Raw genomic sequence first — 12,959 nt, 5'->3', positions numbered from 1 at the left:
CCGGATCATCAAGGACAGGGGCAACGAGTCATACCGGCCCCGAAGGCCACGAGCCCCGAACCGGGCTCTACGAAGACGGTAATGGGCATCGGGCGGACGCCTCATGAACTCGGTCGGACCTGGGGCGTTTCTCACGGATCGCTCCGGCCATGGGCGGTTGTCGTTGATGATCTGGCTCGCGCCAGAACGCCTCGGCTTGAAGTCCGGCCGGATGGGTGAGCCGTACCGGCAGGCCGCTGCCCGCCTCGCCCAGGGCATGGGCCCCTGTCGGCGTGCACCGCTTCGGCAAGGTCACCGGCCGGATTCCGGCGGTGGGCGGCGGAGGGCGGGGGGTGTCGGCCGTTCAGGCGCCGTGGGCGGTTCGCGGCGCCGCGGGTGTGCCCGGCGCCGGCTCGGCCGGGGAGGCTGCAACTGCGGGCAGCCGCAGTCGTTTGAGGGCGAGCGCGTTGACGGCGACGATGATGCTGGAGCCGGACATGGACAGGGCGGCGATCTCGGGGCGCAGGACCAGGCCGAGGGCGGGTTCGAAGATGCCGGCGGCGATCGGAAGGGCGATGGAGTTGTAGCCGATGGCCCAGGCGAGGTTCTGGCGCATCTTGCGCAGGGTGCCGCGGCCGATGCGCAGGGCGGTGGGGACGTCGAGGGGGTCGGAGCGCATCAGCACCAGGTCGGCGGTCTCGATGGCGACGTCGGTGCCGGCGCCGATGGCGATGCCGAGGTCGGCCTGGGCGAGTGCCGGGGCGTCGTTGACGCCGTCGCCGACCATGGCAACGTGGCGGCCGTCCGCCTGTAGCTCGGCGACCTTGGCGGCCTTGTCGCCGGGGAGGACCTCGGCGATCACCGTATCGATGCCGAGCTGTTCGGCGATGCGCTCGGCGGTGGCCTGGTTGTCGCCGGTGAGCATGACCACCTCGACGCCGAGCGCGTGCAGTTCGGCCACGGCCTGTGGGGAGGTCTCCCGGGGCGCGTCGGCGATGCCGATCAGGCCGGCGGCGCGTCCGTCGACGGCGGCGACGACGACGGTGCGGCCGGTGGCGGCCAACTCCTTGCGATGCTGGGCCAGTTCACCCAGATCGATCTCTTCCCGCTCGGCCAGACGGCGGTTGCCGACGAGTACGCGGTGACCCTCGACCTCGGCGATCGCGCCGTGCCCGGGGACGTTCTCGAAGCCTTCCGCGCGCACCTTGTCCACGCCGCGCGCATCGGCGTACCCGACGACGGCTTCGGCAAGCGGGTGCTCGGATTCCCGTTCCACCGCGGCGACCAGCCGCAGCAGTTCGCTCTCGTCCGTCCCGTCGGCGGTGACCACGTCGGTCACTTCTGGTTCGCCCTTGGTCAGGGTCCCGGTCTTGTCCATGACGACGACCTGGATACGGGCCGAGGTCTCCAGGCCCACGGCGTTCTTGAACAGCACGCCCCGCTTGGCGCCCAGCCCGGTGCCGACCATGATCGCGGTGGGGGTGGCCAGGCCCAGGGCGTCGGGGCAGGTGACCACCACCACGGTGATGGCGAACAACATCGCGGTGCCCAGGGACCGGTCGGTGGCCAGCAGCCAGACGGCCAGCGTCGCGGCGCCGCCGATCAGCGCGACGAAGACCAGCCAGAAGGCGGCCCGGTCGGCGAGCCGCTGTCCCGGGGCCTTGGAGTTCTGGGCCTGTTGCACCAGCTGGACGATCTGGGCCAGCGCGGTGTCGGCGCCGACCTTGGTGGCCCGGATGCGCAGGGTGCCGTTGGCGTTGATGGTCGCGCCGACGACCTGGGAGCCAGGAGCCTTGTGCACCGGCAGGCTCTCGCCGGTGACCATCGACTCGTCGACCTCGCTCTCGCCCTCCTCTACTACCCCGTCGACGGCGATCTTCGCGCCGGGGCGGACCAGCAGCAGGTCACCGACGAGGACCTCGGCGGTGGGCACCTCGACCGACTCACCGTCACGCACCACCAGCGCCTTGGGCGGGGCGAGATCCAAGAGCGTACGGATCGCGTCGTTGGCGCCGCCCCGGGCGCGCATCTCGAACCAGTGGCCGAGCAGCACGAAGGAGGCCAGCACGGTGGCGGCCTCGTAGAAGACGTCGCCGCCGCCGGTGAGCGTGACGATCAGTGAGTACGTCCAGCCCGAGCCGACGGCGACCGCGACCAGCACCATCATGTCCAGGGTGCGGGCGCGGAGCGCGCGTACGGCGCCGTCGAAGAAGATCGTGCACGAGTAGAAGATGACCGGCAGGCTGAGCAGCAGCGCCCACACGTCCTCACGCAGGCCGAACGGGACCGGCGCGTCCAGGCCGAAGACATCCTCGCCGATCGGTGACCAGATGACGATGGGGATGGAGAAGAGTACGGCGACGAGGAAGCGGTTGCGCATGTCCGCCACCATCTGGGCCATCGACATGCCCTCGTGCCCACCGTGGCCCATCACCTCGTGCGGAGAGGGCATCGCCTCCGGTGCGGCGTGCGTTTCGTGCTCGGCGAGGGCGACATGTCCCGTGTGAGCAATGGGAGTTGGCGGCTGGGCGGTTGCCGTATGCCCGTCATGGCCGGCGTGCGCGGCTGCCGAGTCGGCGTGCGGCAGGTCCGGCTTGGCCATCGGATCGCACAGATGGGCAGGAACGGACTGGCCCGCGCAGTGGTAACCGCACTCCTCCACCCAGCGGCGCAGCTCGGCCAGCGAGGTGAGGTTCGGGTCGAAGACCACGGTCGCCGTCTCCGACACCGGATTGACCTCGACCTCCAGTACCCCTGGTCGGCGCCCCAGGACGGAGACGGCGACGTTCTGCTGGGATGCCCAGCGAGGCCCGCCCAGTTCGAGCACGGCCGTGCTGCGCTCCTTGCGGTGCCCCATCGGATGATCCACGTGATGCTGCACGGGCACTCCTCTCTCGGGGAGCGGGGATGCGTGTGGAGCATCGACCGCAGACCGTCCGCCGCACCGCTTGGGTGGTACGGCCTTCAGATCAAGAGACCGGACAGCTCGCCCGCCCGTGACATGCGGTCTCGAGGCGACGGTGTCGTTGGCACCTCCCCGCGCGCAACGAGTCAGGTTCAAGCTCCGCCATCGAAAGTGCAGCCAGGCCCCTCTGACGACCGCTGCAACTCGGGCTCCGCGGCGTGATGTCTGTCCGGCACTCGGGGCCTCTCGAAGGAGTCAGTTTCAAGAGCCGCCAGAAACGCCCTAAGAAGCCCTACCGATCTCTTCGGTTTGTTGTCGGCTGGTGGGTGAGGGCGAGTCCGGTTCCGGCAAGGCAGCCGTCGATGAGTGAGGGCGGTGCTGGATGTGGCGCAGGCCCCGACGGAGGGTGCGTTCGAGGTGGTCGTCGTCGGTGAAGGCGACATTGGCCAGCGGGCCGCGCCGTAACAGTGACCAGATGCCCTCCGCCGGGTTCAAGTCCGGTGCGTAGGAGGGAAGTTGGACGGTGGTGAGCCGGCCGTGGGTGTCCGCGTACTCGCGCATCCCGGCGGCGAGGTGGGTGTTGAGGTTGTCCCATACGAGGACGATGGGGGCGTTGAGTTGGATGTGGGCGCGCACAACCAGGTCGCGGTAGCCGCTCCAGGCGAAGCTGTTGCTCCCTTGCCGCGGTACTTGCGCCGAACCGCGGAGCAAGCAGCCGCAGGTCAGGTTCGTGCGCCAGTAGGCGGCCACCAGCAGCACGCGGTCCTGCAACGGCAGGCTCCAGGGCCTTCCCGGCCTCACCGCAGCAAACGTCCTCACGGCGCAGTGCGGTCACCAGCTTGCGGAACAACTACGGGCTCAACCCGGTGAACGGGACTATCCAGGAGGGCTTCGACGCCGCAATCACACCAGTCACATGGCGATCGTCGCACTTCAAATGCTCCTCATCGGCATGGCCGTAGAGTGATGCGCCATGCGAAGCCTGGCCGGTCTGCCGAAGGCCCATCTCCATCTGCATCTCGAGGGCGCGATGCGCCCTGCCACGCTCGCGGAACTGGCCGACGAGCATGGCGATCAACCGCCGGGCCTGCGCGGCGACTTCGCGTCGTTCGAGGACTTCAGCGCCTTGTGGCGTGTCGCCGCGCGGCTGGTCCGTGAGGGCCCACGGGAGTACCTGCTGCGGTTGGTGCGGGAAGTAGTCGAGGACGCCGCCGCGGACGGAGCGGTATGGATCGAGCCACACGTGAACCCCCTGACCTACGAGGCCGATCCCCATGCCGCGCTCGACGTGCTGGACGCGGTGATCGACGAAGGCCGCCGAACGGCTGCCCGGCTGGGCATCGGCTTCGGCGTGGTGGTGTTCGCCCGGCGTAACGCCGATCCTTCCGAGGCCATCGAGACCGCCCGGCTCGCGGCCCGCCGGGCAGACAACGGGGTGGTCGCATTCGGCCTGGCCGGGGACGAAGCCCGGTATTCTCCGGAGCCGTTCGCCGGGGCCTTTGCCATCGCCCGGGACGCCGGGCTGATCTCCGCCCCGCACGCAGGCGAACTCGCCGGCCCAGCCAGCGTACGCGCCGCACTCGACGTCCTCGGCGCGCGGCGCATCGCCCACGGCGTGCGAGCGGTGGAGGACCCGGCACTCCTCACTCGCCTGGCTGCGGAAGGCGTAGTCCTCGACGTCTGCCCCACCTCTAACGTCGCCCTCGGCGTCGTGGAGTCCCTGTCCGCCCACCCCCTCCCGCTGCTGCTGGACGCAGGCATCCGCTGCACCCTCAACGCCGATGACCCCCTCCTCTTCGGCCCCGGCTTGCTGGAGGAGTACGAAACGGCCCGCTCAGCCTTCGCCCTCAGCGACCACCAACTCGCCGCAATAGCCCGCACATCGATCGAGTCCTCCGGCGCCCCGCCCACCATCGTGGACGAAGCCATCACGCTCATCCGCGCCTGGCTGGACACCTCTGACCATGCCAAGACACCTGCAGGCCGAGAGGCACTGCGACGGCACCCTTCAGTAGCCAGCGGGAACAACTAGACAAGTCCGGCCCTCATCGGGATATCGAGGTGACGGTCAGTGAATGCCTCCTGTGGACCCCACTGGCCGTTTCTGAAGATTGACCACCACAGCGCGGTATCGCCCGCCGCGCCCACCCAGACCATGACTGCACTCCCCGGATCGGACGCCCCAAGTGCTGGACTGCCCACGGTGCGTCGGTCGTTGAGCACAATCCGAGGATTCCACCTGGGGCGCTCCGGAAGGCCTGTATGCGTTGACCAGCTGATGTGGTCATCCTCGACGTTGCGCCAAGCCATATGCAATGTGGTGCCGTCGGACATGAGGGAAGGCACTGCGTTCGTCTGTTGCTCGTCAGTACTCGCCCCGTCTTGCGCGTCCGTGCCGTCAAACCAATGTCAGTGAATGCGCGTGTCCGTACCCCTGCCGCGCCACGCCAGGTACCGCAGCCCTTGGTGCTCGGCTCATCATCCGGTCACGGGAGTTCGGATCGGGGTTGGTGCTGTACCTCCTCCAGTAGATGAACAGCCAGTACATGGACAGCCGATCCTTGAATGAGGACAAGGTCGGGAACGTGTCAGTCTGGTAGGAAGTCGCCTGCTGCGGCGACCACCTGGCCGCGCTGGCTGACGTTGCGCCGCCGCCTTGCAGCGTCGACCACCAGATCTGTTTGTCGTCACCCGCTCCGGAACGGAGTCCTACCGCCTGGCCCGCAGCAAAGCGAACAAGACCAACGGGATCAAGTAGTGCCCAGCACGCGAACCCGCGGGGCGTGGCGAACTGCCGTGGCGGTCGTGACGCGTTGGCGACCGGCTCATTGTTGACGTGGGTGGTCAGCGTCGGGCGATCATGGTGCATGACTCGCGCCCTGTCGACGCCGCCCGTCATTGCCTCCGGTTTGCTCGGGATCTCACCCCAACCCGTGCTCCCCGCCACCGGGGGCTTGCTGTTGCGCCCCTGGGAAGAAGCCGATGCACCAGCGTTCCTGTCTGCTTACCAGGATGATGAGATCCGCCGCTGGCACACGCGGCGGCCGTCCTCCGAGGCCCAGGTCCGGGAATGGTTCGACGCATACCGCCGGGATTGGAGGCGCGAGAAGGGCGGCCACTGGGCGATCACCCGCGACAGCGACGAGGTACTCGGCCGACTGGCGCTACGCGGCCTGGACTTCGACGACGGCATAGCCGGCGTGGCCTACTGGGTACTCCCGGCCGCCCGCGGCGCCGGTGTCGCCTCGCACGGCCTCGGGGCGCTCACCGTCTGGGCCCTGAACGAGATCGGCTTCCAGCGTCTGGAGCTGGACCACTCCACCCGCAACCATGCTTCGTGCAGGGTCGCCACCAAGTCCGGTTACCTCCTGGAAGGCACCAAGCGCAGCGCCGCCCTGCATGACGATGGCCGACACGACATGCATCTGCATGCCCGCATCCGAGGAGACTGAGGCTTCCCGACCCATCACGCAGGCCCCCTTGACCTGCGACGAGACGAACACCGCCTCCCAGCACGTGATCGAAACGGCTGGCGGTCAGTTCATCGACAGGGTCAGTGACAAGCGTCGTTACTGGGTGCCAACGTCCTGATCAGCGGCCTGGTGGCCCCAGATCGAACCGCACTCCGGAGCCACTTCACGGCGCCTGATCTTCACGAATCATGCGTGAACTGGGGCCAGTTGGGGTCGCCTTGATGGGCCGCTGAACGGCTCTGGCACAGGTCTAGGGGAGTGGTCGCGGAGCGTCACTGGAGCAGGATCATCTTCCGTAAGAGTTCGAATCCGGCACGTCCGTATAGCTGCCTCTTGATCTTTTTTCACCCTGTTCACGGCACCCTCGGTGCCGCCGGAACTCCAGTGCACGGTGAGTCCGGCGATCACGGCTTCCAGGTCGGCGGTGGGTCCGCGAGCGAAGCCGGTCATCCCCGGCAGCCGTACGGCGCGGGCGGTGCTGATCCAGTCCGGCAGGTCGGTGCGCCGGTGCGCCGGGCGAGCATCTCGGCGAAGGCGCGTACGAGTTGGTGGGTTTGATCCTGCTCGGGGCAGGAGTCGAGAATGGCCTTGAGCTGGGTGGTTTCTTCTTCGGTGACGGTGTCGGGGTGGTGGGTGATCCAGCCGACGACGGTGCGCACGGACGGCCCCGCGACGGCCGGAACGGGTGCGTCGCCGCCACTCCAGGCGGCTGCGGGCCCAGTCCCGCAGGCTGCTGGTGCACGTCGAGGCGGCTGGAACGGGCTCGGCGTCCGGTGACCATGTCCTGCCAGCGGGCGGCCCGTGCGTACCGCTGGACGGTATGGCGTCCCCAGTCCAGGTGGCGGGCGATGGCTGGCCCGCAAGCCCATACTCTCGCTCAACAGGCCGTGGACCAGGGCATGATGGGCCCGCATCCGCTCGGCTCGACGGCCGGTCGGCACCACTGTGACGGGCAGCTCGACCTTGCTGTCTACAGTCTGCGTGCCGGTCAACAGGGGGCGAAGGCCCACGGTGAACGGCGCCTGCTCGTCCGTGTCGGGGATGGTTCATATGGACACGCGGCAGGAGCTTTCAGCGCTGGTGGAGGAGCGGCTGAAGGCCATGGCGCCTGGGGCACTCGGCGTGTTTGCTGCTGGTGTCGCGGAACGGCTCGTGAGCTCGCACGAGGGACTACCGTTGTGAAATCACCGTGCTCACGCCAGCAACGCCGATCATTGCATCCACCAGCGACAACGCATCAAGCGAGGCTCTCTGGCTGGGGTGTTCACGAGTGGGGCCGATCTGCGCCGTCGCAGGATGTTGAAGATCGCTTCCCAGATTCCGGGTGATCGTTTCCCGAACTTGGCCGAGTTCTCTAGCTCGTGCCAGGTTCTGCTCGGCAGCCTGCCGGTCCAGGCCGTGGCGTCGGGCTCGACAGTGGCGCATGCGGGTGGCCGCGGAGTTGAGCGGTGCCGACTGGGCCGAGTGCCCGGAGTGCGGGGCCGCGTGACCCACGCAGAACCGCCCTCACGAACGGGCCTTCAGGCCGTCCAGGGTGAGGCCGAGCAGGCGTTCGGCTTGCGGTCGTTGTTCGGGGCTCGCCGAGGTGAGGGCGATGCCTTCAAGGGCGGCACCCATGTCGGTGGGGCTGATGTCGGTGCGGATCGTCCCGGCCGCCGCACATGCGTCCATCAGGGAGGTGATGGCGGCCTGGATCATGTCCCGACTGTGGCCGTAGGGGTTGCTTCCCGCGGCGGCGATGGCACGCAAGGCGTCGGCCATGCCGAATTTGGCGGTGACGTAGTCCAGGAAGAGGCGTGTCCAGGCGTACAGGGCTTCGTAGGGCGGCTTCGCCGCGAGCAGACCGGGGACCGCGTCGCACAGCTGGGCCACCTCGTTGCGGTAGACCTCCTCGATCAGAGCCTCCCGGGTGGGGAAGCTGCGGTACAGGGTTGCGCTGCCCACGCCCGCCTCTTTGGCGATGTGCTCCAGGTGCGCGTCCAGCCCCTTCTCGGCGAACACGCGCACCGCGGCCGCGAGGATCTTGTCTCTGTTACGCCGCGCGTCAGCTCGCAACGGGCGTGATGCATTGCCGGCCATCAGCGGTCGCCATTCCTCTCTCCGGTCTCCTGCAACTTGCTAAACGGAGGCGCACCCACTTAGCCTGAGATAAGTGGAGGCTCCCCCACTTCCAATGTAGGTCATGGGCTGACCTGTGCACATACCCCTCAGAAGGACGTTGATCATGTCAGGTGTCGAGGGCAAGGTCGTAGTGATCACAGGTGCCAGCAGCGGCATCGGAGTGGCGACGGCGATCCACCTCGCCGAGAAAGGGGCCCGGCTCGTGCTCGGGGCCCGACGGGAGGACCGGCTGAACGCGGTGGTGGACCAGATCACGGCGCAGGGCGGCTCGGCCGTCAGGGCCGTCATCGACGTGACGCGCCGCGAGGACCTCAAGCGCCTGACGGACACGGCGGTCGACCGGTTCGGCCGGCTCGACGTCCTGGTCTCCAACGCCGGCACGATGGCGGTGTCACCGTTTGACGAGCTGCGCCAGGACGACTGGGACGCCATGGTCGCAACACATATCACCGGCCTGCTGAACGGTATCGGGGCGGCGCTTCCCGTCTTCCGACAGCAGCGCTCCGGCCAGTTCGTCAACGTCGCCTCCACCGCGGCCTACGTCGTGAAATCCCCGCAGGGCGTCTACGCGGCCACCAAGACGGCGGTGAAGGTGCTGACCGAGGGCCTGCGGCAGGAATCGGGACCCCACCTGCGTGTCTCCCTCGTCTCGCCGGGGTTCACCAACACGGAAGGTGTGATCAAGGGGGCGAGTCCCGCGGCAGCGGCAGCGGCCGCCCAACAGCGCGACGAGATCGCCATCCCGCCCTCCGCCATCGCATCCGCGATCGGTTACGCGATCGAGCAGCCCGCCGGCATCGACATCAGCGAGATCGTCGTCCGGCCCACCGTGCAAGCCTGACGCCCGGCACAAATGGCTCAGTCCGAGTGAGCGGGATCGCACACAGGAACTCACGGCAGCAGGGCCGGCGGTCACGCCAGGACCACGCTCTCCCGGCGCGTCCACAGGCCCTTCCGGTTCGACCGTCGCTTCCCATCTGCCGTGTGATCGTTTCCCGTGGCTGAGGACGGTCCAGCGGACCCTGGCCCGAGCCGACCGCGACCACTCACGAAGCCGCCGCGCTCACCGGACCGCCTGCCGCACCCGACATCACCTCGCGCCCAGCGCGAAACCCCACCGAACAAGGCCCCCCGCCCATCCCTGCGTTCAGACTCCGCCTCGAACAAGCCCAGCACATGCAAAGATCCCGCCCGATCAACAGATTGGACGGGATCTCGTCAACTGGCCCCGAGTTAACTCAAGAACAGTCGCTGGCCCTGAGCGCGGGGATACAGCCGGCGCAGCTTCCCCGTCCCCGCCCCGCCCCCCCCGGGGATCAGATCAACTGGGACAGGGACCAGATCGCTTGAGACGGGAGACGTGGTGACGCTCCGCGACCACTCCCCAAGATCTGTGCCAGAGCCCGCTGAACGCCGTCCCAGCCACCAGTAGTAGCCGGTCTCGGCACCCGATGCCCGTAGGCGTCACCGGAAACGGCTCGTCGACCTTGTCCAGCCGCCGCACCTTCAGCTCGTACTTGCGGCGTGCCACGTGCCGAGCGAAGTGCCTCAGGTACATCTGCGGCACTGTGTGACCCCGGGTACCGCCTTCCTTGGCCGCGCGCTTCCCCGACGCCGCCTTACCCACCGGCTGCCCTCCCCTGTATGGCTGTCCGCGCCAGTCATATACGGAACCGGGCAAAGGGTGTCAGCGGATTTTGTTCGCATGCCTGCCCGATGCGGGATCACCTAAGGTACGCGGCATGACGTTGCAACTTGTTCAGGTGAACTTCAAGGCCCGGGACGACTCGGCGCTCGGCCAGTTCTGGGCGGAGGCGCTCGGCTGGGATGTTTCCAGCGAAGGGCCCGGCGTCACCAACCTGGAACCCGTGGGCTTCGACTGGCCGGACCCGTCCGCCGTCTGCATCGATCTCGTCCGCGTCCCGGACCCGGAGACGGTGGAGTACCGCGTGCGCATCGAGCTCGCCACCACCTCCGACGCCCATCAGGCGGAGTTGGTCGCACGTCTGAAGGAACTCGGGGCGACGCCCGCCGATGTGGGCCAGGGCGACGTGCCGTGGACGGTGATGGCCGACCCGGAAGGCAACGTGTTCAGCGTCCTGGAGCCCCGGGAGCTCTACCGGGACACCGGGCCGATAGCCGCCGTGGTCGTCGACTGCGCCGACCCACGGGCCATGGTGCGGTTCTGGGGCGAGGCGATCGACTGGACCGTCCACGAGCTCACCGACGACCGCGCCCTGCTGCGCTCAGTCAAGGGCGTCGGTCCATACCTGGAGTTCCGCCGTACGCCCGACGACGAGGTCGTATGGAACCGCGTCCATCTCGACGTGATGTCCGACCCTGTCGAGGATCAGGCGAGGGAGGTCGCCCGGCTCGAAGGCCTCGGCGCGATACGGGCCGACGTAGGTCAGGGTGACGTCTCCTGGGTCGTCCTGGCCGACCCGGAGGGCAACGAGTTCTGCGTCCTCGGCCAGGGCTGACGCGGAACTCCGTCCGCGCCCTCATGGTGATGGCGATATCTGAATCTCCTCACCCGGTTCTGGGGGGTGTCCTCAGAGTTGCTCAGCTTGATTCCCCAGGCAGACCCGCACTGACCTGCGGCCAGTCGCCAGGGAGGGCCGCCCGACGGCCGGCTGCGTCGCGGGCGCGCGAGCCGACCAGGCGGCCCTCAGCAGTCGTAGCGGTGGGTGTACGGGATGTCAGGGCAGATGCGGCAGACGAAGAAGTACATGCCGCCGAAGTCGCCCAGGCCCATGTCGTGCCCGAACGCGTCGAGGGCGACGGAATCGGCCTCGGCCCGCCAGGACGGGATCGCGGCCCCGTCCTGGCGGGGGTCCCAGTCGTCCAGGGGAAGCCACCGGCCCATTCCTGGTTCAGTCGCGGTGACGCTGAGCACGTGTTCCATGCGAGTGCCGCAGCCTGCGCAGTCGGGCCAGTCGGGCGGCTGGGTCCACCCGGGTAGCCGCCGACCTTGCTCTGCTGCGTGGTGGCCACCTCGAAGTAGTCGTAGCCCCGTTCCTCCTTCAGGGCCTCAAACCGCTGGTCGAGCAGCTTGCTGAGTCCTTCCGGCAGGTCCCAGTTCGGGTACTCCACGGCCGGAGGGGGGGACACCGTGCACGGGCGGGGCAGGTAGTCCTCCTCCGCGGTGTGCGGGCGAGGTGGTTTCCCGGCAGCGGCGTCGGTGGCCGTCAGCGTCGTGCTGCGCCAGTGGAGCCGGGGGTTGGCCGCGGCCTGGTCGTCCTCGTGAACGAGCGGGCACCACAGGATCTGCAACAGGTCGGTGCCGGCGGGGAAGGCAAGGCCGGGCACATCCCGTGCGTACAGCTGGACTACCGGGACCATCGCGACCGCCTCCGGCCCGACGGGCGCGTCGAGCGGCTTGTAGTGGTCCGGTTCGGCGCACATCGGCCAGGGCTCGTCGGCTGGCCACAGCAGCGGGCCGCCGATGGAGCTGTCACCCGGGCCCGGCTTCCCGGCCCGGGGGTACAGCAGGGTGACCTCGCGCGCCGTACCGATCAGCTCCGGAAAGACTGCCTCGACGTCGAAGGGAAGCGGAGCCAGTGGCCGGGGCCCGGTCGGCCGGGCCTGGCCGGCGTCCCGCTGCGTGTGCCCTGACGGCATGGAATCTCCTGCTGCTGGTGGTCGTGACGCCGACCCTAGCCCCCGCCCCCGCCACCTGGAGTGTCCCGCCCCTGCCCACCGCTGCATCGCATTCGGCCCGTCGGCGACAGGCCCGCCACACCGGCGCTATCCGGTCGTTTGTACCGCCAGGGCGCGTCCTATGACGGCGCCCCGTAGTCAAACGGGGCTATCACGTAGTTGAAGAAACAGACGTTCCCGAAACTCACCTACGAGGCCACCCGCACACGTCACCACCGGGCGATCCGGTCCGGCAATGCGCGTGGGCGCTCGCTGAAGCTCTCCACTGCGTGGAACGACGTACCGAATGAGGCGACGAGCGTCCCTGGCCGATTTTAAAGATCCCCATCAACGCCGAAGGGCACGTGGAAACCGTCGACGGCGAGGATGGGGCTGGTGGGGAGGCCATCCGGCCGCCGCAGGGCCGCGAGCGATCAAGTCAGGCTTTCCTCCAGGCGGATAAGGTCGGTTCGATCAACGCCCATCGGGCGTCGGACAGGTCGCTGGGGCACGGCTTCCGCTGGCTCACGAAAGGGCTCATACACGAACAGCGCCACCGACAGCGTTACTTGACCAGCTGGGCGTTTCCGTGATGTCCATAGACCAGACGGAATCTGGGTGCGAGACACGGAGTAAAAGGGCGCCGAGGCAGTGCTTGGAACGCCGTGAAGCTGTATGTAGGAAGCAAAACACCACAAAGAGCACGAGCCGCAAGAGCGACGTAACGTCGCAAGCTATGCCTAGATGCCCACTAAGTGGGCATTTAGAGATGCTCTATGGCGGTAAGTGACTTTCACGGCCGTCAGGTTTGAGGTATTTGCTCCATATGTGCACCCTCGCGT

Annotated in this window: 8 protein-coding genes and 3 pseudogenes; 4 read left to right on the top strand and 7 right to left on the bottom strand. The window is 68.1% G+C overall.

Annotation, left to right across the window (positions count from 1 at the left end):
• Window positions 1-343 precede the first annotated feature (343 nt).
• The 3 genes and pseudogenes from GAS53_RS52795 to GAS53_RS52785 all read right to left on the bottom strand — a co-directional run.
• The gene (locus GAS53_RS52795) at window positions 344-2,860 is read right to left on the bottom strand and encodes a heavy metal translocating P-type ATPase (RefSeq protein ID WP_225859682.1); all 2,517 of its coding nucleotides are present in this window, start codon (window positions 2,858-2,860) and stop codon (window positions 344-346) included.
• A 316-nt stretch (window positions 2,861-3,176) separates the two neighbouring features.
• Window positions 3,177-3,562 (bottom strand): annotated as a pseudogene (locus GAS53_RS52790) (transposase); the annotation flags it as partial.
• Window positions 3,561-3,734 (bottom strand): annotated as a pseudogene (locus tag GAS53_RS52785) (transposase family protein); the annotation flags it as partial. The pseudogenes GAS53_RS52790 and GAS53_RS52785, both read right to left, overlap by 2 nt.
• Window positions 3,735-3,857: 123 nt before the next feature.
• Here GAS53_RS52785 and add point away from each other — a divergent pair.
• Both add and GAS53_RS52775 read left to right on the top strand, forming a co-directional pair.
• Entirely contained in the window at window positions 3,858-4,916 is a 1,059-nt protein-coding gene (gene add / locus GAS53_RS52780) for an adenosine deaminase (protein WP_151484959.1), read from the top strand.
• An 835-nt stretch (window positions 4,917-5,751) separates the two neighbouring features.
• Window positions 5,752-6,336, top strand: coding sequence for a GNAT family N-acetyltransferase (locus GAS53_RS52775; RefSeq protein ID WP_151484958.1), 585 nt, complete (start codon window positions 5,752-5,754; stop codon window positions 6,334-6,336).
• A 467-nt stretch (window positions 6,337-6,803) separates the two neighbouring features.
• Here GAS53_RS52775 and GAS53_RS52770 read toward each other — a convergent pair whose 3' ends face one another.
• Window positions 6,804-7,016, bottom strand: coding sequence for a hypothetical protein (locus GAS53_RS52770; RefSeq protein ID WP_151484957.1), 213 nt, complete (start codon window positions 7,014-7,016; stop codon window positions 6,804-6,806).
• Window positions 7,017-7,863: 847 nt separating this feature from the next.
• The gene (locus tag GAS53_RS52765) at window positions 7,864-8,436 is read right to left on the bottom strand and encodes a TetR/AcrR family transcriptional regulator (protein ID WP_151484956.1); all 573 of its coding nucleotides are present in this window, start codon (window positions 8,434-8,436) and stop codon (window positions 7,864-7,866) included.
• 145 nt (window positions 8,437-8,581) lie between these two features.
• Here GAS53_RS52765 and GAS53_RS52760 point away from each other — a divergent pair, with 145 nt between their 5' ends.
• Window positions 8,582-9,319 carry an SDR family oxidoreductase gene (locus GAS53_RS52760; RefSeq protein WP_151484955.1) on the top strand — a complete coding sequence of 246 codons (738 nt, stop codon included), beginning with the start codon at window positions 8,582-8,584 and terminating at the stop codon, window positions 9,317-9,319.
• Window positions 9,320-10,220: 901 nt separating this feature from the next.
• Window positions 10,221-10,958: a VOC family protein gene (locus tag GAS53_RS52755; RefSeq protein ID WP_151484954.1), complete on the top strand. Its 738-nt coding sequence runs from the start codon at window positions 10,221-10,223 to the stop codon at window positions 10,956-10,958.
• A gap of 188 nt (window positions 10,959-11,146) precedes the next feature.
• Here GAS53_RS52755 and GAS53_RS57405 read toward each other — a convergent pair whose 3' ends face one another.
• Complete coding sequence (locus tag GAS53_RS57405) at window positions 11,147-11,383, bottom strand: hypothetical protein (protein ID WP_225859681.1); 237 nt, start codon at window positions 11,381-11,383, stop codon at window positions 11,147-11,149.
• A 1,176-nt stretch (window positions 11,384-12,559) separates the two neighbouring features.
• Window positions 12,560-12,646, bottom strand: a pseudogene (locus tag GAS53_RS52745) (IS5/IS1182 family transposase); the annotation flags it as partial.
• Between the last annotated feature and the right edge of the window lie 313 nt (window positions 12,647-12,959).

Origin of the sequence: Streptomyces albicerus, from assembly GCF_008905045.1 — a bacterium.
GTDB classification, from domain to species: domain Bacteria; phylum Actinomycetota; class Actinomycetes; order Streptomycetales; family Streptomycetaceae; genus Streptomyces; species Streptomyces albicerus.
This window is presented reverse-complemented; position numbering and strand designations above follow the sequence as displayed.